The organism is Companilactobacillus bobalius, from assembly GCF_002179915.1.
Lineage (GTDB): Bacteria > Bacillota > Bacilli > Lactobacillales > Lactobacillaceae > Companilactobacillus > Companilactobacillus bobalius.
The window spans coordinates 269,415-294,675 of the sequence record NZ_MYFM01000002.1; the positions used below are offsets into that span (position 1 = coordinate 269,415).

Sequence of the window (25,261 nt, forward strand, 5' to 3'; positions counted from 1 at the left end):
ATTTTGCAGGAGAATATGAACACCTTTTTTCTATCTAGTTTTGAAATCGACGTAAAGCGTTACTAGCATTGATAATAGAACGAAGAATCCAATAATGGAAATCATAATAATATGACGCTTCTTGTTCATGATTAGAATAGCAACAAATTCGCGAATCAAGGCGTTGGGTAGAAAATAAAATCTTGTTGGAGCACCAACACCATTAGCAGCTAGACCAGCCATTCTTGCGTAGAGGCCGGCTCTAAAAATGTGATAATTATTACTGAAAAATTTGATATATGCATTGCTACTGCCGTAATCATCTTGAATGATTTTTTTCGAAAATTGCATATTCTGCAAGGTATTCTTCGATTGATCTTCTAAAATGATTTGATCTTTATCCCAGCCGTGTTCAATAGCGTAATTAGCCATTGCCTGGGCCTCGGATAGTTTCTCATCGTTACCTTGCCCACCAGAGAAAACAATCTTTGGCGTTGGTCGACCTTTTTTGATCTGTTTATTAGCAAATTTGATGGCGGCATCGATTCGGTTACCGAGTAAGCGAGAAACAGTATCACCATTGATTAATCCAGCCCCCAAAACAATTAGATAATTAGCTTTATATCGTTTAGGGAAGAATTGATAGAGCAAAACGTTGACCAAGAAATTGTATGAACACAAGATCAAGTAGGCACCAACAACTGGTAAGCCTGAAATTAAAATATTTAACCAGTCAGGTAAGAACTTAGCGTGGGCCGATAAGAAAGCATTGGCAAACCAGAGTACAACTAGAAAAACTCCTAGCAACAAAGTCAACATATTGGATAATGTATGACTTTCACGTTTCCAAACGATAAAAGCATTCCATAATAGTAGAAGCCACATCGAAATCATTGTTACAAAAATTACACCGATAATAAGTAAGAAGAGCGTTCCCATAACGACAACGAATGGTAAATTACCAGTACTGAATATTAAAACTGCCAATTCGGCTAAGAAGCTAAAGAAAAAGATAGAAAAAGTAATTCCGTTGATCAAGCGTCGTGGTTCTCTTAACCAAAGGAGTAAAAAGATTCCTAACATAATTAAAGTAGCTAATCCCCAGTAAACTGAAATCTTTTGCAAAACGTTGACGTACGGAGTCAAGCTATTCATAAAATCACCTCTCTTAGATTTATGAATGATATATATTCCCATACAATCAGATTAATTTTATCATAGCTATAAATTTGTTTTAAAAATAAAGTACTAATAAGTATAAATGAATTAATGACTTATTTATGCTTAAAAAAGCTTAAAAGCACTTATAAAATGTTATACTCTTTTTAGGAGGTAGCGCTGATGTATCAAGCACAGAGAACAGATGCCATGTTAGATTTATTGAACCATCAAGAAATTTTAACTACAGAAATGATGATTGAGCGTTTCAAGGTCTCTAGAGATACCGTGAGACGTGATTTTACAAAATTGGCCGATGAAGGCAAAGTAAAACGGGTTCATGGTGGAATTATGCGTTTGGAGTCGGAAAAAGAAGCTTTTTCTTTTAATGATCGTATTAAAGAATTTACTGAGTCGAAGAAACATATTGCCGGTTTGGCTAGAACATTTATTAAATCTAACCAAACAGATTTTTTCGACGTGTCGACTGTTGTTTTGCAACTGGCACAAATGACCGATGTGGCAATGACAATTTATACGCATTCATTGGATAATTCTATTATGTTGAGTACGAATGAGAAAGTTGATTTACATACTTTAGGTGGCAAGTTCTTCCCCAAAAATCGTTTTTTCTATTCACTTGATGAGGCCATGATTTTAAAAAATATTAGCTTCGATGTCGCTTTTATTGGAGCAGCTGGATTAAAAGATGGTCAAGTTAGTTTCGAAAATCAGGAGGATGCTCAAGTAAAGAGATTACTATTAAGTCATGCTAAACAAAAGATTATTTTAGCTGAAAGCACTAAATTTCAAAAATCAGCGACCTATTCAATTGGAACCTTAGCTGATTTTGATTATTTAATTACTGATAAAAAGCCGGCTAAACAAATTATTTCAACAATTAATGTAAAATACTGAGGTGTAGAAATGACTGATATAAAACTAATTTTGAGTGACATTGATGGAACAATTTTGAATGACGAAAATATTGTGGATGGCGATTTGAAGATGACAATAGCTAAATTAAATCAAAAGAATATTAAATTTGTTTTGGCCTCAGCTCGTTCTCCTAGAGGAATGACCCCTATAGCTGAAGAATTACAAGTTTTGGATAATCCAATTGCCTGTTACAACGGCGCTTTAGTTGTAAAAGATTTGCAAGCCGATAATTATTCAACAATTTTGAGTCATGGCCTAAATATCGATGAAGTTGAAGGAATGTTTCAAATTTTACATGAGAAATTTCCTAAAGTTTCTATCAATTTGTATTCAGGGTCGGATTGGTATGTGGAAAAATTTGATAAATGGGTTAAAATTGAGTCAGATATTACAAATGTAACGCCAATTGTAGATAATCTAGATCAGTTGGTAGCAAAACGTAAGATTCCAATTCACAAATTACTTTTGATCAGTGATCCACAGGAGATAGACCGAGTAATGAATTATCTTCGTGATAATGGGTTTCCCAATAGTTCATTTTATCTATCAAAGGATAATTATTTAGAGATAACTGACAGTAACGTATCTAAAGAAAGGGCTCTCCGCGAGTTAACTAATTATTATCAAATAACTTTGGATAATACCATGACTTTAGGCGATAACTTCAACGATATTCCGATGCTTGATTTAGCCAAAGTTGGAGTAGCAATGGAAAATGCTCCTGTCGCTGTCAAAGCTCATGCTAATGTCGTAACTAAAAGTAATAATGAGAATGGAGTCTCCTATGCGGTTAAAAAATATGCATTAAAGGAGTAGTGAAAATTGTCTAAGGTTACAGTTATCAAAGCAGATATAGCTAATTTACCATTTCGTGTTGGCGGCATAGTCAATGCGGCTAATAGTGCCTTGATTCCCGGTGGTGGAGTTGATGGTGCATTAAATGCTAAAGCAGGATCCAATTTGAAAAAAGATATGTTGGCTTTTAAAGGTACGCCTACAGGAACGGCTGTTTATACGAAAGCCTACAATCTAAATGCTGATTATGTTATTCATGCAGTCGGTCCTAGATACGTTAATGGGCATTCAGGCGAAGAGGCCCTATTAACCAGTGCTTATAAGTCAGTGATGTTATTGACTCAGAAACTTAATTTGTGGACAATTGCCGTTCCATTTTTGAGTACGGGTGTTTATGGCTATCCTTTATATGAAGCAATTTGGATCGCTATCAAAACAATTCAGGAATCTCAAGTCGACACGGAAGCTTTTTTGGTAGCTTTCGATGATCGAACTGAAAAAATAGCAAAGAGTATTTTGGAAGAAAACTAGGTAGAGTGTGAATGGGCATATATTAGTTGGTATTCGATTACGCTCAAACTTAAATTAGAATCCTAATTAGGCCTTAAAGGCTTATTTTTTTTGAATCAGGCACTAAAAAGTACCTATCAGACATTAAAGTGCGTACTAGGCAAAAGGGACATTTCATTCTATATTAATAATACAAATTAAACGAATTTAACGGAGGAACATTATGGATCTTCATTTAACAAATAAAAAAGCCTTGATTACTGGCTCTACTAAAGGAATCGGTAAAGCAATTGCCATGGAAATGGCTAAAGAGGGGACTAATGTCATCATCAATGGTAGAAAACAGCCTGAAGTTGATAAGGTTGTAGCGGAAGTTAAGAGTAATTTTCCTAAAACAGAACCACAAGGAATAGCGGCAGATTTAGCTAATGAGTCTGATCGTGAGAAACTATTTCAAGAAATACCTATGGTTGATATTTTGGTCAATAATATGGGAATCTTTCAACCAATGGATTACTTTGATATTGACGATGCTACTTGGGAAAAGTTTTATAGAGTAAATGTTTTAGCTGGAAATGCCTTAGCTAAATTCTATTTGCCTAAAATGTTGGAACAAGATTTTGGCAGAATTATCTTCATTGCTAGTGAAGAAGCGGTTATGCCATCAGGTGAAATGCCTCAATACAGTATGACTAAGTCGATGAATCTGTCTTTGGCAAAGAGCTTGTCAATGTTGACAGTTGATACGCATGTAACGGTAAATACAATTATGCCTGGTTCAACTCTGACTGAAGGGGTTCAGAAGATGTTGGATGAAATGTATAAGGACAGCGATTTGCCTAAAGACAAGTGGGAGAAAGATTTCATGAAGAATCATCGTTCTCGCTCACAAATTCAACGCTTGATTAGACCGGAAGAAATTGGTCGTTTTGCAGCATTTGTTGCTAGTCCAGATGCTTCATCATTTTCAGGAGAAGCATTGCGTGTTGATGGTGGGTTAGTTCCAACCATTTTCTAAACTTAATGCTATGATGGAAGTCATTAGGAGGAGAGAATATGATTTGGTTATGGACTCATTTAATAACATGGATCGTTATGGCGGTTATGATCCTATTGGCTTTATTCACTAATACACACACTAAAGTTTATGAAATGATTACAAGAGTTGGTTATTTGGTTATCATCGCAACGGGAATAAAGTTAGCAATTAGAGCTTGGTCAGTAGAACCAACTCTGCTGATTGTTAAAATCATTGTAGCTTTGATTTTTATCGCTTTAGTAGAAATAGCTTTTGCCAGAAAAGCTCAAAAGAGTTTAAATCGTCCATTGATTTGGGCAGTGTTAGTTTTCTGTATTGTGGTGGCCCTTTTAGGATTTGCTTTAGCAGGATGGTATCCATTCTTATAAAAAAACGACCCGAGGGGTCGTTTTTTAGTTAACCATTTGTTCATTAACATATTGAGCGTAGAGTTTATGATCTTTCATTAATTCTTGGTGATTACCATGACCAGTTACAGTACCTTTTTCGATAAAGTAAATTTGATCTGCATCAACGATTGTTGAAAGTCGATGTGCTATTACTAGAGTAGTACGGCCAATCATTAATTGATCTAAGGCACGTTGAACTTTTTCTTCAGATTCTGAATCCAGACTGGCAGTAGCTTCATCTAGCATTAGAATCTTGGGATCACGTAGGAAGGCTCTGGCGATGGCGATACGTTGTTTTTGACCACCGGATAGTTTGACACCACGTTCACCAATTTGAGTTTCTAATTGTTCTGGAAAATTCTTTACGAACTCGTCAGCATAAGCTAATTGCAGTCCATGCCAAAGTTCCTTGTCAGTCAATTGACGGTCTAATCCATATTGAAGGTTATCACGAATACTACCGGCAAAAACAGCACTATCTTGAGATACATAACCAATTTGGGAACGCCAATTAGCTAAACTGATATCGTTGATTGTCTGTTGATCTACTCTGATCGTACCAGAATCAGGCTGGTAGAATCTTTCTAGTAGGGCAAAGATAGTTGATTTACCACCACCAGAAGGTCCAGCAAAAGCTATAACCGTATTAGGTTTTGCCTCGAATGAAACGTCATGCAAAATGGGATGATCTTTGTCATAACTGAAATTCAAGTGATCAGCTGTAATTGTTTTTCCTTCAACATCGATATCTTGACCGGTAGTCGTCTCAGGTTCAGTACTTAGGATTTCCTGAATTCTTTCAGTTGAACCCATAGCTTTTTGAACTTGAGAGAAGAAGGTAGCAAAACTAGCTACGGGAGTAATGATATTGAATAAATATAGTAGGAAAGCAACTAGTGAACCACTTGTTAGAGTTCCTTGTTGAATTCTGACAGCACCATAACCAAGGATACCGACGAAGATTCCTAACATAACAGTTGTCATGATTGGCTGCAAGACAGCCTCAACTTTAGCATCCTTGATACCAACTTTGAAGATACGGTCAATCAAAGTTCCGCCGGTCACTTTTTCAAATGTTTCACCATTACTTGACTTGATCAAACGGACTTCAGAAAGCTTTTCACTGGCATCGGCATTGAAATCAGCTGTTGCGGCTTGAAGTTTACGGCCTAAACGAGACATTATCTTTCCAATAGGGAGCAGGATTAGAACAATAATTGGAACAACACCAAACATTAGAGAAGCCATTTTCCAATCCATAAAGAAGAGGATGACCATTGAACCAACTAATTGAATTGCTCCGGTTATGAAATTAGGGAATTGAGCGGTAATTAAATCTTTGATAACACTAGTATCGTTAACCAGGCGAGAACTGCTTTCACCTGATTTATGATCATCAAAATAATCAACTGGTAGTTTTAACAGGTGAGCCCAGAGTTTCTCACGTAGAGTTTTAACCGAACTTTCACCAACGTATCTTAAAATGTAGCCACCGATTGTTCCAAAGCCTAATTGGATTACGAAGGCTAGGATTAAAACGACTAACATTTTACTGTCTATTTTTGATAGGCCACTGGTATCAACTAAATTTTTTGTTAACTGAGGGACTATCAAACTGGCACCACTGGTAACTAAACTTAAAAGCATTCCTAATAGGAAAAGAGCTTTTTTCGGATTGACGCTGTTGATCAGCTGTAGAAAGTCTTTGAACTTGAAGGTGCCAGTTCTTTTAGGTAGATCACGTCTCATCATTGTTCCATTACGCATTTTTATATCCTCACTAAATTAAAATTCATTTCCACGCCAGAAGTTATTATGAAAATCTGGTCTATGACCGTGGTTATCATGATCACGTTGGTCATGTCTAGGGTCGAATCCAGGCATCCAGCGTCTGTCGAATGGCATGTTACGCATATCTTTTCTCATCTCATCACGCATACGATCAAGTTCTTCAGGATCCATGTTTTGATGCATTTCCATCATTTGATCACGCATGTTTAACATAGCCTTGAAGCGATCAGTTGGATCAACGAATTTTTCGGAGTTCTTTTTGAAATCATCGTCCCAACCATCAGAAATTTTTTGAAGGTAGATACTAAATTGTTGTTTTTCGTCATCAGTTAGACCGGCTAAGAAAGTTTCACTATAGCTTTCGTTTTTTAAAGATGCATTTTCTTCAGCTTTTTGACGTCCCTCATCAGTTAGATAGACATGTTTGCTACGTTTATCCTCAGGATCTTCTTGACGCTTGATGAGACCTTTAGTTTCCATTTTCTTCATCAATTCAGCTAGAGAACTAGGTCTAAGGTCTAGGACATTGGCTAAATAGTTTTGGGTCAAACCATCTTCTAATTTCAAAACGGCTAAGACGCGTTGTTGACCAGTTAGTTTTTGTTTCTTTTGCCCCATGAAGTAGTTGCCTGCTTCACCGATAAAACGTAATTGTTTCATTAAATCATCTGTAAGTTTACTCATATTTTGTATTCCTCATTTCATTTTTAAAATTAATTCGGTACCGAACTTTATTACGAGAATGAATTATAGTTCGGTACCAAATTAATGTCAACGATTTATTTCTAAAAATTATGTTGAAACAAAATAGTTGACTTTAATAATTAAAATCTCTAGAATACAAACAGTAAAAATTATCATTTATATATGTGAGGGAAATATGCGCCAGAATATTATATTGGAGTGTAGTAGGACTAACGAACGACTCTATCTAACAAGCAAGAATAAACAAAATAACCCAGAACGTTTAGAACTAAGAAAATATTCACCAAAATCAAAACAAAGAGAAATTTTTAAAGAGGTAAAATAATGGCTAAAAAATCAAAGATTGAAAAGAATAAGAGACAAGCAGAATTGGTGGCAAGATACGCTGAGATCCGCAAGCAATTAAAAGCTCAAGGTAATTACATAGCTTTATCTAAGTTACCTAGAGATTCAAGTCCTGTTAGAATTAAGAATCGTGATTCATTAGACGGACGTCCACATGCATACATGCGTAAGTTTGGTATGTCACGTTTAAACTTTCGTAAGTTAGCACATGAGGGTAAAATCCCTGGTGTTCAAAAAGCTAGCTGGTAAGGAGAAATTATGGAACAAGTAAAAACTGCCACAGCATACAGACAATTGAAGAGTCCTAACATCAAGACACGTAAACGTGCTTTGCGTGCGATTAAGGATAGTAAGAAGAGATAAAAATAAGCAGCGACTATTTAGGATAAACATCCTGAACAGTCGCTGTTTTGATTTTTCAAGTTATTTTCTAATCGGATTTATTTTTATCTAAAGGCAACTTCGTTATAATTGGTGTATTAAATTATTTGGAGGAATTTGATGGCAGACTATAGAATTGAAGAAGACACTTTGGGTGCAGTAAAGATACCTCAAGAGGCTCTCTGGGGACCACAAACAGAGCGTAGTCGTAATAACTTTTCCACAGGTGCAAAGATGCCTTTAGAAATCATTAAGGCTCTCTTACAGATTAAGAAAGCTGCCGCAATTGCCAATAATGAAGCTCATGCAATCAGTTCAGAAAAAGCTGATTTGATTGTAAAGAGTATCGATCAATTATTGAGTTTAAGGGATGAAGAACTGCAAAAGGATTTTCCCTTGGTGGTATACCAAACAGGTTCTGGTACACAAACTAATATGAATGTGAATGAAGTAGTTTCACATGTTGCTCAAAAGATTGATGATAAATTAGAAATTTTACCAAATGATGATGTCAATCACGGTCAAAGCTCCAATGATATTTTTCCTACTGCAATGAACATCACAGCGGCTTTGGCTGTGGATAAACTAGAAGAATCAACACAACATTTAATTGATGAATTAAAACAGAAACAAGAAAAGTATTGGAAAGTAGTTAAGATTGGTCGTACACATTTACAAGATGCTACTCCGTTAACTTTTGGACAGGAAGTTAGTGGTTGGGTCAGCATGTTAGAACATGACCTCTCATACTTGAAGAATCTCAATCAAACACTTAGCGAGTTAGCAATGGGGGGGACTGCCGTTGGAACGGGATTAAATGCTGCTCCAGGATTCGCTGATAAAATTGCTGAACAGATGGGCCAAGTTTATGATCATCCATTTACAGCTGATACTAATAAATTCTATGGTTTAGCTGCACATTCTGGTTTGAATGTTGTGCATGGTGCTATCAAGACTTTAGCTAGTGACTTAATGAAGATAGCCAATGATGTTCGCTTTTTAGCAAGTGGCCCTAGATCTGGTTATGGTGAGTTGAATATTCCTGCCAATGAGCCAGGATCATCAATTATGCCGGGAAAAGTTAATCCTACTCAAGCTGAAGCAATCACTATGGCTGCTGTGCGTGTGATGGGAAATGATGTTGTTGTCACAATGGCATCTAGTCAAGGTAACTTTGAAATGAATGTCTACAAGCCAGTTTTGATCAGTACCTTCTTAGAGTCCGCTGAATTGCTGACAGGAACAATGTATGGTTTTGCCGATAAAATGGTTGCTGGTTTGACTATTAATAAAGAACGTATGACTGAATTGGTTGATCGCTCACTCATGACAGTTACAGCTTTATCTCCACATATTGGTTATCATCAAAGTGCAGAAATTGCTCAAAAAGCTCAGGCTGATGGTACAACTTTGAAAGAAGCTGCTATTAAATCAGGCCTAGTAACAGAAGAACAATTTGATAAATGGGTTGTACCGATTGATATGACTAACGTTGAGGAGAAATAACATGGCAGAAAAATTTATTTTTACACCTACTAAAATCGACCAATTAAAGGACAATTATGATGTAATAATTATTGGCTCTGGTGGTGCTGGTCTGACAAGTGCTATCCAAGCTTATGAATTGGGACTTTCTCCGGTTATCTTAGAAAAGATGGATAAGCTTGGTGGTAACACGACTCGTGCTTCTTCAGGGATGAATGCCGCTGAAACATTTGTCCAGTTGAATCATAAAATTGTGGATAGTTTTCAAGATTTCTACGATGAAACTTTTGTCGGTGGAGGAAAACAAAATAATCCTGAACTGTTAAAATTTTTCACTGAGCATGGGGCTCTAGCGATTGATTGGTTGGCACAGCACGGAATTGAACTGGATGATTTAACAATTACTGGTGGAATGAAAACGATGCGTACACACCGTCCTAGTTCATTGGCACCAATTGGTGGTTACTTAGTAACAGAATTGTTGAAGTTAGTGGATAAATATCAAATTCCTTTGTTCGATAATATTAAAGTTGATCAACTACTGATGAAAGATGATCAGATTGTTGGTGTGAAAGCATTGGCAAATCAAGAAGTTGAAATTCATGCAAAAGCTGTTGTTTTAGCTACTGGTGGATTCGGCGCGGGAAAGGATCTTTTAGCTAAGTATCGTAAAGATTTGACTAGTTTAAAGACAACTAATCAACCTGGTGCTACTGGTGACGGAATCAAATTGGCTCAAAATGTTGGAGCAAAATTGGTTGATATGGACCAAGTTCAAGTACATCCAACGGTTCAACAAGATACACCACATGCCTTTTTAATCGGTGAAGCTGTCCGTGGTGAGGGAGCAATTTTGGTTAACAATCAAGGACAACGTTTTGTTAACGAATTGGATACACGTAAGAATGTTACCCAAGCAATTGATGATTTAGGTGGAACTGGAGCCTATTTGATCTTGGATACAAGCATTCGCCAACGAGTTAAAGCCATTGAGTTTTATGATCATGTCGGCTTAGTAGAAAGTGGAAAAGATTTAACTGAATTGGCAGAGAAGACGAATTTAAATCCGGAGAATTTGCAAGCAACAGTAGAAAAATGGAATAAAGCCGTTGAAGCTAATAAAGATAGTGAATTCAATCGTAGTACAGGAATGGAAAGAACCATTTCTCAAGGACCATTCTTTGCAATCCATATTGCACCTGCCGTTCATTACACAATGGGTGGTGTAGCGATTAATCACAATACCCAAGTTTTGAATACTGATAATCATGTTATCAAGGGATTGTTTGCAGCAGGAGAAGTAGTCGGTGGATTACATGGAAATAACCGAATTGGTGGCAATTCCATTGCAGAGACTGTAATCTTTGGACGTCAAGCAGGACAACAAGTTTTTAAATATTTGAAATAGAGAATAGTCATAACTTTTTTAACTAAAGAAGTGCACACATATCAGCCGTATAGAGTATATCGGTTAATATGTGTGCACTTTTCCTGTTTAAGGATGAAATAATATGTGTTAAATATGCTTTCATCTAATTTCAGGAAGAATCAAAATCTAAGTAAACATTTTTTGTTACATTTTTTTTGATTTGGTGATGTAGTAGAATGGATGTTAACAAATTTAATAAAATTATTTTTAATATTTAACAAATGGGGGATTAAATGAATTTTATAGGGCCGTTATGTCTAATTCTAATTACAACTACAATAGCCGGCCATTTTGCCAATCGTATTGGTATACCTGCCGTTATTGGTGAATTACTGGTGGGAATCGTATTAGGACCAGCAATACTTGACTGGATCAAACTGGATGGATTAGTTAGTGCTTTTTCTGACATCGGAGTTGTTATTCTGATGTTTTTAGGTGGACTAGAAAGTGATTTGAAACTATTGCGAAAATACTTACGTCCAGCTGTTATCGTAGCTATTTCTGGAGTTATTTTGCCAGTTCTAGTTATGGGTGGAGTAACTTATTTATTTGGCTTTACTTTCTTAGAAGCTTTATTCATCGGGGTTGTCTTTTCGGCTACTTCTGTTTCTATTTCAGTGGCAGTACTGAAGCAGTATAAAGCTTTGTCGACTCGTGAAGGGGCTACTATTTTAGGTGCTGCGGTAGCGGATGATATTATCGGTGTTTTATTATTATCATTGATGATCAGTTTGTTGGCTAGTCAAGGAATTCACGCTGGTGGACATCAGCCGGGAATTTTGATTATTCTTTTGGAACAGTTGGCCTTTTTCTGTGGAACCTTTTTACTGGTAAAATGGATTGCACCATATTTGATGCATTTAGGTGAACGTCTAATTGTGCCATCAAGCGTTACAATCATGTCGATGATTATTTGTTTGAGTATGGCTTGGCTAGCTAATATAGTTGGTTTGAGTGGTGCTATTGGTGCTTTCTTTGCCGGAATCGCCGTGGCTAATACGCCATATAAGAGTGTTCTGGCCGATCATGTTGAGCCCTTAGGAAATTCAATATTTATACCTGTTTTCTTTGTAAGTGTTGGGTTAAATATGACTTTAAATCATTTTTTGAGAAATTTGATTTTGGTCATCGTATTAGTTATTTTAGCTGCTTTAACTAAGTGGATTGGTTGTGGGTTAGGTGCTAAACTTAGTGGCTTTGATAATTTAAGTAGTTCAGTTATTGGAACAGGTATGATAGCTCGTGGTGAGATGGGTTTAATTACCGCACAAATTGGTCACCAAGCCGGTCTATTGAATAATACTGATTATTCAGCCATTATCTTGGTTATTATTTTAGTAACTTTGATTTCACCATTATTATTAAAACAAACTTTAAAAAAATCATTGGCTCAAGATTAATTGTGGGTATCAGTCATTTGCGACTGATACCTATTTTTTTATACAAATAAATAAAATGGTTGATTTTTATTTATTTAGGATGTACTGTATTAGTGTAGTAGGACAGTACGGAGGAAAAGTAATGGAATATATTGATAACATTCCGATATATTTGCAGATCAAGGAAATTTTATATCATAAGATTATTGCACATGAATATGAACCGGGTTCGCAATTGCCGTCGGTACGCCAGTTAGCAGTTCAATTTACGGCTAACTCTAATACCGTTCAAAAAGCTTTAAAGGAAATGACCGAAGAGCATATTATTGCGGCCCAACGTGGTAAAGGTAATTTCATAACGAGCGACGAGACAATTATTGGGGAATTGAGGGATCGTATTGTGAAGAGTACATTAGATGAAACATATGATAAATTACACGCTTTAAAAATGAGTAATGACGAAATAATTGATAGTTTTATCAACTATGTTAAACAGAGGGATGATGACCATGAGTAAAATTCTGGAAATTGATAATCTTAGTTATCGAAAAAATAGTAAGACAATTTTAAATCATATTAATTTGAGCTTAGATAGTGGAAAAATTATTGGGTTGTTAGGTGAGAATGGATCTGGTAAAACCACTTTGATGCGTTTGATTGCGGGGGTTAATGCTAGTAGTGAAAAGAATATTACCGTTAATGGTATGACACAGAAATCTAAAATTAAATCTCAAGTTAGTTTGAGTGATTATTTAGACGGCTTTGCCAAAAGTTCAAGGATTGATGATATCGTTAGATTCTATCGTAATGCTTATAATGACTTTTCTGATGAAAAATATAAAGAAATCTCTGAATATTTGAATTTAGATGGAACTAAGCGTTTAGCATCATTATCAACAGGTACCCGTGGAAAATTAGTAATAGCTTTGGCCTTATCGAGAGAAGTTAAATTATATCTTTTGGATGAGCCCTTAAATGGTATCGATAGTATGTCACGTAAGAAAATCATCAGTAGTATTATTCGTTGGAAGACTGAAGATTCAACAATTATTATCAGCGACCACTATGTGACCGAAATCGCTAGTTTGTTGGATGATATTGTGATCATCAAGGATCAGACAGTTTACGAAGTCGATTCTGTAGAAAATATTCAAATGAAATATCATTTAGGAATCGAAGAATATTACGAAAAGGTTTATGAAGGGGGATTAGCCCGATGAGTGATTTTTTTGGAGTAAGTAAAAACCTAATGTGGAATAAATTCAAATTGATGAATTGGATTTTAGTAATTGACGCAATAGCTATTGTAGTTATTTTTTTCATCAATCTTTTTAAAATGGGATATAGTAGTTTTGAATTTATTCCAGTACTATTTGTTTCAAGCATAATGATCGTTAATTTTGTTAGTGTTGTCATGTTGGCACGTGTTAATGAACGTGTCCTGACAAGTAGTAATTATCGTTTGATTCCTATTTCTGATACTAAATTATATTTAAGCAATATCTTAACGACATTTTTGGCAATGGTTTATCTATGGATTGTGGAAACTGTTATAAATGGTTTAGTAGATTTAATCGCTATAATAATTAAATACTCTAAATATAAGCAGTTAAATGGCAATATTAGTTCTCAAGATATTATGTCGGCAATTCAACTTTTACTATTTATGGCTTTAGCCACTATCGTGGTTTGGTCTGGTATTACTTTGATTCATTTTATTGTTAATTTGGTCAGTGGTTTTTTACCATTTGGTCGACAAAAATTTGTTTTGTTCTTAGTTTATTTAGTTGTTATTGGCTTATCGTTATGGGCCTTTAATTATATTATGATTAATATTTTCACAGCCTTTTATCAAAATGGTTTCCAAATTGATACCGTTAGACAGTTGAACTCAACTCTGTGGATTGGTTCAGGTATTGCTTGCATTTGGATAGCACTCTTTAGTGTTATTAATATTTATTTGATGAAACGTTGGATTGAAACAGTTCGTTAAGAAAAAAAGATCATCCGAAAGGATGGTCTTTTTTTGCATATTAGTGATTTTGAGTTGTGTAAGTTGTTGATTCTTTTAGGAATTCAGTATCGTCGGGATCAGCTCCAACACGCTTGTCACTATCCAATTGAGCAATCTGTTTCATTTCTTCAGGACTTAAATTGAAATGATAGTCGAATAACTGGATGTTTTCCTTAATACGATTCTCGTGAGTTGATTTAGGGATGATAATTTCACCACGTTGAATGTGCCAACGTAAGACTACTTGTGCTGGTGACTTTTGATGATTTTCGGCAATTTGTTTAATAACTGGATCGTCGATAACCTTGTTGACACCACCGCCAAGTGGACTCCATGATTCATGGGCAATGTGATGTTTCTTTAAGTATTCGTGAAGATCATTTTCTTGGAAATAAGGATGAGTTTCAATTTGGTCAACCATTGGAGCAATCGTGGCTGTTTTCATCAATTCTTCAATGTGATGTGCCTTAAAATTGGAAACACCGATAGCTTTAATTTTACCTTGCTTGTATAGATCTTCCATGGCACGCCAGTTTTCTTCAAAACCAGGTGCTGGCCAGTGAATTAAGTATAAATCTAGGTAATCCATATCTAATTTTTTCAAAGATTTATTGAATTGTGCGATAGTTTCATCGTATCCACGAACATCGTTCCAAACCTTAGTAGTTACAAAAAGATATTTACGATCAATTCCGGTTGCTTTAATTGCTTTGCCGACTGCTTCTTCGTTGTCATAGAAACTTGCGGTATCAATGTGTCTGTAGCCATTTTCAATAGCCCATTTAACGCTATTAAGGACTTCATCGTCGTTCATTTGGAAAACACCTAGACCGACTTGAGGAATTGTAACACCGTTTGCTAATTCAATATAAGGAATATTTGTTGCCATAAAATTACCTCCCATTTTTCAAATCCATTATAGCGCTGACTTGCTAATGGCGGAAGTTCTTCATTTGTATATAAATTGTTTAAAATATGTAAAGCTTATAAAAATATATTTTACAGAAAGTTAATCGTTAATTTACATAGCTTTGTTAATCTAAGACTGTTCGACAAAATGAAATAGAAAGTTGGGAGTTAGTTATGAAAAAAGGGCGATTATTAACCGCTTTTCTAGGGGTATTTTTATTATTAACCGGTGTTTTAGCTGGTTGTTCTTCAAAGAGTTCAGCTTCACCAAAGGCTGGTAGCAACAGTAGTAAGGAAATCACAATGGTTTTCTATCCAAACGAATCAGCCAAAAACTTCAGTGCTTCAAGAAAGGCATTGAAGGAAGAATTACATAAAGCAACTGGTAAGAAAATCAATATTCAAACGACTACAGATTACAATATTGCCATTGAAGCCATTGCTTCAGGTAAAGCTCAACTAGCATTCATGGGTGCCGATGGTTATATCCAAGCACATGCCAAGAATGAAAAAGTTGTTCCATTGCTTCTACAATCAGGTCCTGATGGTACAACAAAGGGTGCCAGTTACCGTTCATATTTGATGGTTCAAAAAGATAAAGCAGACCAATACAAGAAAGACGGCAAGTACAGCATTGATAACATTAAAGGTAAGAAAGCATCATTTGTTTCAACAAGTTCAACTTCAGGTTTTGCCGTACCAACAGATGAAATTCAAAAGCACTTTAAATTAAAGAATAAGGATCAATTATCAGAAGGTGGCAAGTTCTTTGATAAAGTTCTTTACGGTAGTACTCACCCAGGTTCAGCTATTAACTTGCTAAAAGGTGACGCTGACGTTGCTGCATTTGATGATGGAGATCTTACACCATTCTTGAAAGTTACATCAGGTAGTTATGACAAAGTTGGTTCAACATTCACTGTTAGAAGTGATGCTGATGCACCATTTGCAGAATTCAAGGGTAAGGAATTAGTTAACCTTTCAGTATTGCCAGTTCAAAATGGACCTTTTGTTGTAAACTCAAAGGCTCTAAGTAAAGATGATATGGATGCAATTGAAAAACACTTTACATCAAAAGATATTACAAATAATAAAGACCTATTCTCTGACGGAAAAGGTAAAACACCAACTCTATGGCAAAAGAAAACAGACAAAACTGTTCTTCTAAAAGTTGATGACGAATGGTACAAACCTACTCATGAACTAGTTGGTAAATAAAGAGGCGGCCTATGTTAGAAGTTAAGAATTTAGACAAAAGTTACCAAAAAGATCATCCAGCTCTAACAAACATATCTTTCAGTGTTAAACCAGGGACATTTGTAGCTATTATTGGACCATCTGGTGCAGGTAAAACTACAATTTTGAGAAGTTTGAATCAATTGATCAAAGATGACAATGGAGAGATTCTTCTTGATGGTAGTGATATTCGCTCAGCTAATAAAGCTCAATTAAGAAAATATCGTCGTCAGATTGGAATGGTTTTTCAAAATTACAATTTGGTTGAACGATTGACCGTTATTGAAAATGTTTTACATGGTCGTTTAGGCTATAAATCAACTTTGGCTGGTGTTTTCGGTCGTTATACTCAAGCCGAAAAAGAAGAGGCTATGTCTTTATTAAAGAAAGTTGGTTTGGAAGATTTTGCATTACAAAGATGTTCTGAGTTGAGTGGTGGTCAAAAACAACGAGTTGGAATTGCTCGTTCTTTGATTCAACACCCTAAGGTTATCTTGTGTGATGAACCGATTGCCTCGCTTGATCCAGCATCTGCGCAAACGGTAATGCAATTACTTAAAGATTTAACTGAAGAATACAATTTGATTTGTGTTGCCAATTTACATCAAATAAATATGGCAAAAAAATATGCTGACCAAATTATTGGTATTCGTAAAGGACAATTAGTCTTTGACGAGGCCGCTGATTTGTTATCAGAAGATATTTTGAGGACGCTCTATGATCAAGACATTACAAAGGAGCTTGAATAATGCAATCTTCTGCAAAATATTTAACACGCAAAGGTTGGTATCAAACCGCGATAATCGCAATTATTGGCGGTACCTATATATTAGGTAGTTGGATTCTAAACTTTGATAATTTAAGCGTACTAGTGGCAGTTCCCAGAGCCTTTGGGTGGTTAGGTGTAAACTTCCAGCCTACAGCTAAGTCAGTAGAGTATCTACCTAAGATTTGGCAAAAATTGATGCAAACGGTGTTGTTGGCCATTTCTTCAACAGTAGTGGCTGCTATTATATCCATCTTTGTAGCTCTAATTGGTTCTAAAGTCACTGGTATAAATGGCTTTGTTCAATTGATTGTGCGTGGAATAGCTTCTTTTTTTAGAAATATTCCATTAGTTGCATGGTCAATGATTTTACTATTTTCATTTAAACAAAGTGATTTTACTGGATTCTTAGCTTTGCTGTTAATGTCCATTGGATTTTTAATCCGTGCTTTTATGGAGATTATTGAAGATGAGGCAAGTGAGACAATGCTAGCTTTGAAAGCTACTGGAGCAAGTTACTTTCAAGTTATTTTTCAAGCGGTTTTGCCACAGATTTTGCCAAGTGTTCTAAGTTGGATTCTTTATATGATAGAAAATAATGTTCGTGATGCTACGTTAGTTGGAATTTTGACAGGTACAGGGATTGGATTTATTTTCGATTTATATTACAAGAGCTTTAGATTTGATGCTGCTGGAATGACTGTCTTGTCCATTATTATTGTGGTAATTGGATTGGAATTAATTTCAAATCAAATTAGAAAGGTGATCTTATGATAGATAGCGAAGATAGGTTTATTAAAAAACCTCAGTTACCAAGTTCACCCAACATTAAACTACATGAGACCAGTTTGTCCCGAGTAATGATTTTGTTAGTATTCGTCTCATTATTATTGATCACAGGTTTTACACTGACACATTTGGATACTGCTAATGTGCAGTTAAATGCGGCAGTTAAGGAATTAACATCAACACTCCACCAAATGTTTTTACAACCTAATACTGGTAGTGATGGATTAGGAGAATTATTACAAGGCTTAGGAATGAGTTTACTCATTTCAATTATGACAACCATTATTGGAGCTGTATTCGGTTTTTTCTTTGCCGTCTTAGCTTCTAAAAATCTAACTAATGTTTATCTAGGAACAATTATTAGAGTCATCATGGCTGTTGTAAGAGCTATTCCAACAATTATCTGGGCTTTGATCTTTTCCATTGTGTGTGGATTAGGATCAACTGCGGCTATATTAGGATTAAGCTTCCACAGTGTGGCTTACTTAACTAAAGCTTATTCAGAAAGTATTGAAGGAATTGATAAATCTACTATCGAATCACTGGAAGTTACAGGAAGTAAATTTTGGGTAATTGTATTTCAAGCTATTTGGCCAACCATCATGGCCTCGTTCGTTTCATGGACGTTTATTCGTTTAGAAATTAACTTTGCTAATGCAATTGCCGTTGGTGCTGCCGCTGGTGCCGGAGGAATTGGATATCAATTGTTTGTTGCTAGTGGTATGAGTTTTGATTTTCATGAAGTAGGATTTATCGTTTACTTAATTATTTTAGTAACATTTTTGCTTGAGTTTATTGCGGTCAAAATAAGACATTTCTATTTAGATCGTTAAGTTAGGGAGAGAATTTTTATGATTGAAGCAGTTATTTTCGACTGGGCGGGAACAACCGTTGATTATGGGAGTTTAGCACCAGTCATCGCATTCAAAAAGGCATTTAAGGATGCCGGAATAGAATTAAGTGATGAAGAAATTCGTCGAGATATGGGAATGGCTAAGTGGGACCACATTGGCAAGATTCTTGAGCTCGATGATGTTAAGCAGCAGTGGCAAGAGAAATATTCAGCATTACCCAACAATGATGACCGTAAAAAAATTTATGCCGGTTTTCAACAATCATTGATTCATTATTTAAAAGAATATACAGAATTGAAATCAGGTGTATTAAAGACCTTCAATTATTTGAAGGATTACGGCATTAAAGTTGCAACTACTACTGGTTATACTGCGGAAATGATGAAAATTGTTGAATACAAAGCTGCAGAATATGGCTATACTCCTGATTTGGTTGTGACGTCAGAGGATGTCAATAATCAAGGACGTCCTTCTCCGGCAATGATCCAATTGATTATGAGAAAATTCAATATTGATAATTCCAAAAAGGTAATTAAAGTAGGGGATACTTTAGTAGATATTGAAGAAGGTCGTAATGCTGGTGTCAAAACAGTTGGGATAGTCGAAGGCAGTAGTTTAATGGGATTATCACAGGTTGAATTTGATGAATTGGATAACGAGCAACAAATTGCTAAACGTAATGAAGTAAAACGTAAATTTGAATCTGTTAATGCTGATTTTATAATTGATAGTATTTATGACTTGGTTCAAATTATTGAATATTTAAATGAATCGATGGATAAAAAATGGTAAAAAAATATTTGCTTCTAACACCCGGACCATTAACCACTAGTGAAAAAGTAAAAGGTGCAATGGATTTTGATTACTGTACTTGGGATGACGATTATAAAAAGATTACACAATCATTTCGCCATTCGCTACTAGAAGTAGCACAAGTTAGTGAAGAAGAATATTCAGCCGTACCGATTCAAGGTAGTGGAACTTATGGAGTTGAATCAGTAATTAGTTCGATTATTTCTGACAATGATAAATTACTAATCGCTATCAACGGTGCTTATGGTAAACGTATCAGTGAAATGGCTGATGTTTATGGAATCAAGCATGTTGATTTGGTTGTTGACGAGAGAAAACCTATTACTCTAGAACAAGTTATGAAGGTTTTGGATGAGAATCCAGATGTAACTCACTTTGCAATGATTCATTGTGAAACAACAACAGGAATTCTAAATCCAATTGAAGAAATTATTTCTAAGGTCAGTGATCGTGGAATAATTACAATTGTTGATGCAATGAGTAGTTTTGGTGGAGTTCCAATCGATGTGAAAGCTAATAAAATTGATTTCTTGATTAGTAGTTCTAACAAGTGTATTCAAGGTGTACCTGGATTTTCATTTGTTATTGCTAGAAGAAGCACTTTAGAAGCCGCCAAGGGAATTGCCAGAACATTGTCGCTTGATCTATATGGTCAATATGCTGAAATGGAACGTAATAATGGTAAGTGGAGATTTACTTCACCAACTCACGTTGTTCATGCTTTTGCAGAAGCTCTAAAAGAACTAAATGAAGAGGGTGGAGTAATAGCCCGCCATCAACGTTATGTAAATAATCAAAAGCATCTGGCTTCTGGTATGGAAGAACTTGGTTTTAAAGTTTTAATTGATGAAGAATTCCAGTCACCAATTATTACGTCATTTATTTATCCAAGTGATGATTTTGATTTTCATGAGTTTTATCAAGAATTAAAAGAAGATGGCTTTGTTATTTATCCTGGAAAAATTTCTCAAGTACCAACGTTTAGAATTGGTAATATTGGAGAAGTTTACGATGAGGACATTACAAAACTATTGTCAGCTGTAAAGGAAATCGTTAATAGATAAAAAAATACTCAATCGACCCTAACAGTCGATTGAGTATTTTTTAGTCTTTATGATCAATTAGATGAGCGATTGAATCGTAGTATCTTAAGTATAATAATTCGCAACACTCCCACCAAGTACCAGCAAGCAAGGCACTTCCGATAACGTCACTGGGAAAATGTCCCCTGAGGTATACTCTTGAAATGGCAACGATGATGAGCCAGATTATTAATAATCCTGTAATAGTTTTTCTAGTAGATACTTTTTTTATAGTTGGTAAAACTAGAAAAATTAATGCCAGAATAACTAGAGTAGTTCCAAAGACATGTCCACTGGGGAAACTATACCCTGAGGCGGGAATGATTTTTCCTAGTGGTCGTTGACGTCTGACGGTCATCTTTACAAGAAAGGCAATAACATTTCCACTAATTAGAATGAAACCAATCCATAAACTAGAATCTTTTTTACCTCTTTTGAAGAGAATAAACATGATTAATAATAGATAAATAACATCCATTATAGGGCTGCCTAAAAATGTAATTGTAGAAAATAATTTAGTGTTAGTAGGTGATACCATGCTTCCTAAAATATTTTGAATAGAGTGGTCAAACCCTAAAATGAAAGAATTATTGCTAACAATCATAATCTCTAGTAAAAAGAAGATAACTACATAGATTAAGGAAAGCCACTTTCTGTGATTATTTGGTTTAAATATCAAAATAAAACTCCTTTGGATCAAAAAGATAAATGTACACATCCGTAATTGCTTTAAGCTTTGATTGTAATATTATTTTCATGAGATTTACAGTAAATTACATATTTTTTTAAAAGATATTTAATTACACAAAATAATATACTAGCTAAAGTCATTAATGATATAATCTAATCTACAAAAGGAGGCTTAAAATGCTCACATTAATGGCAGCCAGCACAACTAGTAGCTCGGCACCGATATTAATTGCTATTGGGGTAGCAATTCTTGTAATTATTTGGTTATTTATCAAGACAGGAATTGCATTGTTACATCATCCAATAATTGGGATTATCCTAATTCTTTTAGGGGTATTAGGATTGTGGAATTATCTCATTATCGGTATTGGGGTAATTGTTGGTGGAATAGTTTTCCTAGTTATATCACAGTTTTTCAGCAATTAATGAAATTACAAAGCAGGGCGCTTGCCTTGCTTTTTTTGTTGGTTGAAGTTTTGTATACGAATTGAAAATATATCGAGATTAATTATTTGATTTTTTTACTAAAGTATTCGATGATAACGATTGCAGGCAACTTATATAGTTATGCATAAATGTTAATTGAGGTTTTCGAAAGGAAAGTGTTAATATGACAAAAATGATAGCTGGACAAGCTTTAGTAAAAGTTCTTGAGGATTGGGGTGTTGACCACATTTATGGTGTACCTGGTGGTTCAATCAATCATACCGTTGAGGGTCTTTATTTAGAAAAAGATAAAGTTAAGTATATTCAAGTACGTCATGAAGAGGTGGGAGCAATTGCTGCCTCAGCTGATGCTAAATTTACGGGTAAGATTGGTGTTGCTTTTGGTTCTGCTGGTCCTGGTGCTACACATCTATTCAATGGATTGTATGATGCTAAGATGGATCACGTTCCTGTTTTGGCTTTAGTAGGTCAAGTACCACAGGAAAATATGAATACTAATTACTTCCAAGAAATGGATGAAGGACCAATGTTTAGTGATGTTGCAGTTTATAACCGTACCGTCACAACGGCAGAACAAATTCCTTATGTAATTAACCAGGCTATTCGTGAAGCATATCGTCAAAACGGTGTGGCAGTTGTTATCTTGCCAGAAGATTTAACAACTAAAGAGATTGATTACACACCTGCCAAGACACCAAAGATTGTAAAGAATACTTATTCTCAAACGATCAACCCAGAAGATGTTCAAAATACTTTGAAAATGTTGAAAGAGGCCAAGCATCCATTAGTTTATGCTGGACGTGGTTTGCTAGGAGCAAGAGACGTTTTGACTAAGTTCTCTGAACAATTCAATATTCCAGTCATGAATACAGTTCCAGCATCTGGTGTTATCAGTACCGATCATCCTAACTTTATCGGAACTTTTGGTAGATTAGGAAGCAAGTCAGGGTTTGAAGCTTTACAACATACTGATTTGATTTTGTTTATTGGCTCAGAATTCCCATTTGCTAGATTCTGGCCAGAAAATGTCAAGATTATCGATGTTAATAATAACCCCTACGATATTGGTAAAACAGTTGATGTTGATTATGCAGTTATAGCTGATGCGAAGAGTTATTTGCAAGCTTTGATCGATACCAAAGAAACTTTGCCAGCTGGTGTTTGGTTGAAAGCTAATCAAGAAAATAAAGCTAACTGGGACAAGTGGTTAGACAAGCTCGCCAAGGATGATAGTGATGGATTGAATCCTGAAACAGTTACAAGTAAAATTGCCGAAATGGCCGGTCCTAATGATACTTATGGTGTTGATACTGGTAATGTAACCGAATTTGGTGTCCGTGGATTGCCAATGAATCACAACCAACGTTTTGCCTTGTCAGGTTTATTTGCAACAATGGGCTTTGGACTACCAGCTGGATTAGCTGGTGCCTTGAGTGTTCCTGAAGGACAAGCTTGGACTCTATCAGGTGATGGTGGATTTTCAATGGTAGCACCTGATTTGATTACTGAAGCTAGATATGGATTACCAGTTGTTAATGTTATTCTTTCAAATGAAAGATTAGGTTTTATCTACTATGAACAAGTTGCATCAAAACAACACTTATATGGAGTTGATTTGACAGGTGCTGACTGGGCTAAAGTAGCCGAAGGACTTGGTGGCATCGGTTTTACCGTTAAATCAATTAAAGATGTTAATGAAACATTCGATAAGATCAAAGAACTACAAGCTTCTGGAAACAAGAAACCAATCGTCGTTAATGCAGTAATCAAACAAGATGACCCAGTGGCAACGGCCTTTATGCCTTTGGATCCTAAGTTGTATGGTCAAGATGCAGTTGATGCTTATGCGAAGAAGTATCATATTGATGTTAAAGAACAACCTTCACTCGGAGAAATTCTAAGAGCCCAAGGAGACAATGATTAATGTTAAAGATAACTTATTTAGACGGTGGTATAGAAAAAACAAAAGAATATAAAAATGGCGATCAGTTTGTAGCCATTCAACAATTGGAAGTACCTGATTTTGAAGATTACGTCAAAATTGTCCGTGTGACTGAAGATAATCAAGAATTATCATTGAAAGATTCTACGATGTACGGTCTATATAATTATTTGATAAACAAGTAAAATAAAAGACGGGATAAAAAATTATCTCGTCTTTTTATTTTTATAAAAATGAGGAAATCGTATGTCAGTTGATAATTTAGGGGATTTAAAAAAATTAGTTCAATCTAAAGAAGATGGATTTGAAGTTACAGGATTAGCTTTTGAATTCTGTGATCAAGTACATCAGGCACAGGTATTTGGAAGTGGTTCCGATTGGTCAATAGCAGCAACTAATGGTTGGATGGCCTTAGTTACGGGATTTAATCATAAGATACATCGCATGTTCATGAGTCAGGATAAGAAAGAACGTGAAGATTTACAACATTTGATTTCTACGCAATATGTTATTAAAAAGACTGAGCAAGCTGAGAAATATCGATTAATTTTGAAGAAATAAAAAAACGACCATTAAATGATCGTTTTTTTTTATCCAAAATTACCAGAAACATAATCTTCAGTTGCTTGCATTTTAGGATTGGTAAAAATATTAACGGTTGAGTTGTATTCAATCACATGACCTAAATGTAAAAAAGCTGTGTAGTCACTAATACGTGAAGCTTGTTGAAGGTTATGAGTAACGATAATAATAGAATAATCTTTACTTAAATTTTTTAAAGTTTCTTCAATTTTAGAAGTTGAAATAGGATCTAGGGCACTAGCTGGTTCATCTAAAAGTAAGATGTCAGGGTGCATAGCAATTGATCTGGCAATGCAAAGACGTTGTTGTTGACCACCTGAAAGGGCGAGGGCACTTTTATCAAGGTCATCTTTGACTTCATCCCAAAGCGCCGCCCCTTTTAAACTTTGTTCCAGACGTTCTTCCAGTTCACTTTTTTTCTTTATTCCAGCATTCTTCAAGGCAAAAGTGATGTTTTCACGAATCGATTTAGCAAAAGGATTGGGTCTCTGAAAAACCATACCAATGTGTTTACGTACTTCGTAAACATTAGTTGCTGGTGAGTTGATGTTAACTCCACGATAAGAAATTTCGCCATCGACTGTAGCAACTTTATCGTTCATTCGATTCAAACAACGTAGAAAAGTTGACTTACCTGAACCAGAGGCTCCAATCAAAGCAGTGATTTTATATCTGGGAAAATTTAAATTTGCATCAAAGATTGCTTGGTTCTTACCATAATAGACTTGGACATCTTGTGTGGATAGAGCCAATTTTTCCTTAATATCTGTTATATAAGATTCATTCAAATTATATTCATTCATTTTTGGTACC

30 protein-coding genes are annotated in these 25,261 nt (G+C 35.4%); 24 read left to right on the forward strand and 6 right to left on the reverse strand.

From position 1 onward, the window contains the following. Positions 1 to 30: 30 nt before the first annotated feature. Entirely contained in the window at positions 31 to 1,134 is a 1,104-nt protein-coding gene (locus tag LKACC16343_RS04385; protein WP_056954434.1) for a YdcF family protein, read from the reverse strand. 186 nt (positions 1,135 to 1,320) lie between these two features. Here LKACC16343_RS04385 and LKACC16343_RS04390 point away from each other — a divergent pair, with 186 nt between their 5' ends. From LKACC16343_RS04390 to LKACC16343_RS04410, 5 genes are all read left to right on the forward strand, one after another. Then, positions 1,321 to 2,055 carry a DeoR/GlpR family DNA-binding transcription regulator gene (locus LKACC16343_RS04390; protein ID WP_056954436.1) on the forward strand — a complete coding sequence of 245 codons (735 nt, stop codon included), beginning with the start codon at positions 1,321 to 1,323 and terminating at the stop codon, positions 2,053 to 2,055. A 9-nt stretch (positions 2,056 to 2,064) separates the two neighbouring features. Further along, positions 2,065 to 2,892: a Cof-type HAD-IIB family hydrolase gene (locus LKACC16343_RS04395; protein ID WP_056954437.1), complete on the forward strand. Its 828-nt coding sequence runs from the start codon at positions 2,065 to 2,067 to the stop codon at positions 2,890 to 2,892. 6 nt (positions 2,893 to 2,898) lie between these two features. Further along, positions 2,899 to 3,402 (forward strand): macro domain-containing protein, encoded by a 504-nt coding sequence (locus LKACC16343_RS04400; protein WP_056954439.1) that lies wholly within the window; start codon positions 2,899 to 2,901, stop codon positions 3,400 to 3,402. Between the two features lie 202 nt (positions 3,403 to 3,604). After that, positions 3,605 to 4,399 (forward strand): SDR family NAD(P)-dependent oxidoreductase, encoded by a 795-nt coding sequence (locus tag LKACC16343_RS04405; RefSeq protein ID WP_056954441.1) that lies wholly within the window; start codon positions 3,605 to 3,607, stop codon positions 4,397 to 4,399. A gap of 38 nt (positions 4,400 to 4,437) precedes the next feature. Beyond that, entirely contained in the window at positions 4,438 to 4,788 is a 351-nt protein-coding gene (locus LKACC16343_RS04410; RefSeq protein WP_056954443.1) for a DUF1516 family protein, read from the forward strand. A 24-nt stretch (positions 4,789 to 4,812) separates the two neighbouring features. Here the strand turns inward: LKACC16343_RS04410 and LKACC16343_RS04415 are convergent, their stop codons facing one another. Continuing rightward, positions 4,813 to 6,576, reverse strand: coding sequence for an ABC transporter ATP-binding protein (locus LKACC16343_RS04415; RefSeq protein ID WP_087721263.1), 1,764 nt, complete (start codon positions 6,574 to 6,576; stop codon positions 4,813 to 4,815). A gap of 18 nt (positions 6,577 to 6,594) precedes the next feature. Beyond that, entirely contained in the window at positions 6,595 to 7,284 is a 690-nt protein-coding gene (locus tag LKACC16343_RS04420) for a MarR family winged helix-turn-helix transcriptional regulator (RefSeq protein WP_056954444.1), read from the reverse strand. Positions 7,285 to 7,480: 196 nt separating this feature from the next. Between LKACC16343_RS04420 and rpmG the strand changes: the two genes are divergently transcribed. From rpmG to LKACC16343_RS04460, 9 genes are all read left to right on the forward strand, one after another. Continuing rightward, positions 7,481 to 7,630 (forward strand): 50S ribosomal protein L33, encoded by a 150-nt coding sequence (gene rpmG / locus LKACC16343_RS04425; RefSeq protein ID WP_054642465.1) that lies wholly within the window; start codon positions 7,481 to 7,483, stop codon positions 7,628 to 7,630. Then, positions 7,630 to 7,899, forward strand: coding sequence for a 30S ribosomal protein S14 (rpsN, locus tag LKACC16343_RS04430; RefSeq protein ID WP_056954446.1), 270 nt, complete (start codon positions 7,630 to 7,632; stop codon positions 7,897 to 7,899). Before rpmG ends, rpsN begins: the two co-directional genes overlap by 1 nt. A gap of 9 nt (positions 7,900 to 7,908) precedes the next feature. Next, complete coding sequence (locus tag LKACC16343_RS14285) at positions 7,909 to 8,013, forward strand: putative metal homeostasis protein (RefSeq protein ID WP_158106809.1); 105 nt, start codon at positions 7,909 to 7,911, stop codon at positions 8,011 to 8,013. Between the two features lie 138 nt (positions 8,014 to 8,151). Further along, positions 8,152 to 9,537 carry a class II fumarate hydratase gene (locus tag LKACC16343_RS04435; RefSeq protein ID WP_056954447.1) on the forward strand — a complete coding sequence of 462 codons (1,386 nt, stop codon included), beginning with the start codon at positions 8,152 to 8,154 and terminating at the stop codon, positions 9,535 to 9,537. A gap of 1 nt (position 9,538) precedes the next feature. After that, the gene (locus LKACC16343_RS04440) at positions 9,539 to 10,924 is read left to right on the forward strand and encodes a flavocytochrome c (RefSeq protein ID WP_056954449.1); all 1,386 of its coding nucleotides are present in this window, start codon (positions 9,539 to 9,541) and stop codon (positions 10,922 to 10,924) included. A 254-nt stretch (positions 10,925 to 11,178) separates the two neighbouring features. Beyond that, a complete protein-coding gene (locus LKACC16343_RS04445) occupies positions 11,179 to 12,345 on the forward strand; it encodes a cation:proton antiporter (protein WP_056954450.1) in 1,167 nt (388 codons plus the stop codon). Positions 12,346 to 12,466: 121 nt separating this feature from the next. Continuing rightward, on the forward strand, positions 12,467 to 12,841 hold the full coding sequence (locus LKACC16343_RS04450) for a GntR family transcriptional regulator (protein WP_056954451.1): 375 nt from the start codon (positions 12,467 to 12,469) through the stop codon (positions 12,839 to 12,841). Next, complete coding sequence (locus tag LKACC16343_RS04455; RefSeq protein ID WP_056954452.1) at positions 12,834 to 13,544, forward strand: ATP-binding cassette domain-containing protein; 711 nt, start codon at positions 12,834 to 12,836, stop codon at positions 13,542 to 13,544. Before LKACC16343_RS04450 ends, LKACC16343_RS04455 begins: the two co-directional genes overlap by 8 nt. Continuing rightward, positions 13,541 to 14,317, forward strand: coding sequence for a hypothetical protein (locus LKACC16343_RS04460; RefSeq protein WP_056954454.1), 777 nt, complete (start codon positions 13,541 to 13,543; stop codon positions 14,315 to 14,317). The genes LKACC16343_RS04455 and LKACC16343_RS04460 overlap by 4 nt, the downstream gene beginning before the upstream one ends. Positions 14,318 to 14,357: 40 nt before the next feature. Here LKACC16343_RS04460 and LKACC16343_RS04465 read toward each other — a convergent pair whose 3' ends face one another. Then, on the reverse strand, positions 14,358 to 15,227 hold the full coding sequence (locus tag LKACC16343_RS04465) for an aldo/keto reductase (protein ID WP_056954455.1): 870 nt from the start codon (positions 15,225 to 15,227) through the stop codon (positions 14,358 to 14,360). Positions 15,228 to 15,421: 194 nt separating this feature from the next. Here LKACC16343_RS04465 and LKACC16343_RS04470 point away from each other — a divergent pair, with 194 nt between their 5' ends. Genes LKACC16343_RS04470 through phnW form a run of 6 tightly spaced genes read left to right on the forward strand, consistent with a single transcriptional unit; the run spans position 15,422 to position 20,769 of the window. Next, on the forward strand, positions 15,422 to 16,465 hold the full coding sequence (locus tag LKACC16343_RS04470; RefSeq protein WP_056954456.1) for a phosphate/phosphite/phosphonate ABC transporter substrate-binding protein: 1,044 nt from the start codon (positions 15,422 to 15,424) through the stop codon (positions 16,463 to 16,465). Between the two features lie 11 nt (positions 16,466 to 16,476). Next, positions 16,477 to 17,232: a phosphonate ABC transporter ATP-binding protein gene (gene phnC / locus LKACC16343_RS04475; RefSeq protein ID WP_056954457.1), complete on the forward strand. Its 756-nt coding sequence runs from the start codon at positions 16,477 to 16,479 to the stop codon at positions 17,230 to 17,232. Beyond that, the gene (locus tag LKACC16343_RS04480; RefSeq protein WP_056954458.1) at positions 17,232 to 18,023 is read left to right on the forward strand and encodes a PhnE/PtxC family ABC transporter permease; all 792 of its coding nucleotides are present in this window, start codon (positions 17,232 to 17,234) and stop codon (positions 18,021 to 18,023) included. The genes phnC and LKACC16343_RS04480 overlap by 1 nt, the downstream gene beginning before the upstream one ends. Further along, entirely contained in the window at positions 18,020 to 18,871 is an 852-nt protein-coding gene (locus tag LKACC16343_RS04485) for a PhnE/PtxC family ABC transporter permease (protein WP_056954460.1), read from the forward strand. The genes LKACC16343_RS04480 and LKACC16343_RS04485 overlap by 4 nt, the downstream gene beginning before the upstream one ends. Positions 18,872 to 18,889: 18 nt before the next feature. Beyond that, positions 18,890 to 19,684: a phosphonoacetaldehyde hydrolase gene (phnX, locus tag LKACC16343_RS04490; protein WP_056954461.1), complete on the forward strand. Its 795-nt coding sequence runs from the start codon at positions 18,890 to 18,892 to the stop codon at positions 19,682 to 19,684. Next, the gene (gene phnW, locus LKACC16343_RS04495) at positions 19,678 to 20,769 is read left to right on the forward strand and encodes a 2-aminoethylphosphonate--pyruvate transaminase (protein ID WP_056954462.1); all 1,092 of its coding nucleotides are present in this window, start codon (positions 19,678 to 19,680) and stop codon (positions 20,767 to 20,769) included. The genes phnX and phnW overlap by 7 nt, the downstream gene beginning before the upstream one ends. 40 nt (positions 20,770 to 20,809) lie before the next feature. Here the strand turns inward: phnW and LKACC16343_RS04500 are convergent, their stop codons facing one another. Beyond that, complete coding sequence (locus LKACC16343_RS04500; RefSeq protein ID WP_056954463.1) at positions 20,810 to 21,466, reverse strand: phosphatase PAP2 family protein; 657 nt, start codon at positions 21,464 to 21,466, stop codon at positions 20,810 to 20,812. 188 nt (positions 21,467 to 21,654) lie between these two features. Here LKACC16343_RS04500 and LKACC16343_RS04505 point away from each other — a divergent pair, with 188 nt between their 5' ends. From LKACC16343_RS04505 to LKACC16343_RS04520, 4 genes are all read left to right on the forward strand, one after another. Continuing rightward, the gene (locus LKACC16343_RS04505) at positions 21,655 to 21,903 is read left to right on the forward strand and encodes a hypothetical protein (protein WP_056954465.1); all 249 of its coding nucleotides are present in this window, start codon (positions 21,655 to 21,657) and stop codon (positions 21,901 to 21,903) included. Positions 21,904 to 22,087: 184 nt separating this feature from the next. Continuing rightward, positions 22,088 to 23,848 (forward strand): pyruvate oxidase, encoded by a 1,761-nt coding sequence (gene spxB / locus LKACC16343_RS04510; RefSeq protein ID WP_056954466.1) that lies wholly within the window; start codon positions 22,088 to 22,090, stop codon positions 23,846 to 23,848. Then, positions 23,848 to 24,051 carry a hypothetical protein gene (locus tag LKACC16343_RS04515; RefSeq protein ID WP_056954467.1) on the forward strand — a complete coding sequence of 68 codons (204 nt, stop codon included), beginning with the start codon at positions 23,848 to 23,850 and terminating at the stop codon, positions 24,049 to 24,051. The genes spxB and LKACC16343_RS04515 overlap by 1 nt, the downstream gene beginning before the upstream one ends. A gap of 61 nt (positions 24,052 to 24,112) precedes the next feature. Continuing rightward, positions 24,113 to 24,427 (forward strand): hypothetical protein, encoded by a 315-nt coding sequence (locus LKACC16343_RS04520; RefSeq protein ID WP_056954468.1) that lies wholly within the window; start codon positions 24,113 to 24,115, stop codon positions 24,425 to 24,427. A 29-nt stretch (positions 24,428 to 24,456) separates the two neighbouring features. On the opposite strand, the gene pstB is transcribed toward LKACC16343_RS04520, so the two are convergent. After that, positions 24,457 to 25,251: a phosphate ABC transporter ATP-binding protein PstB gene (gene pstB / locus LKACC16343_RS04525; RefSeq protein WP_056954469.1), complete on the reverse strand. Its 795-nt coding sequence runs from the start codon at positions 25,249 to 25,251 to the stop codon at positions 24,457 to 24,459. Between the last annotated feature and the right edge of the window lie 10 nt (positions 25,252 to 25,261).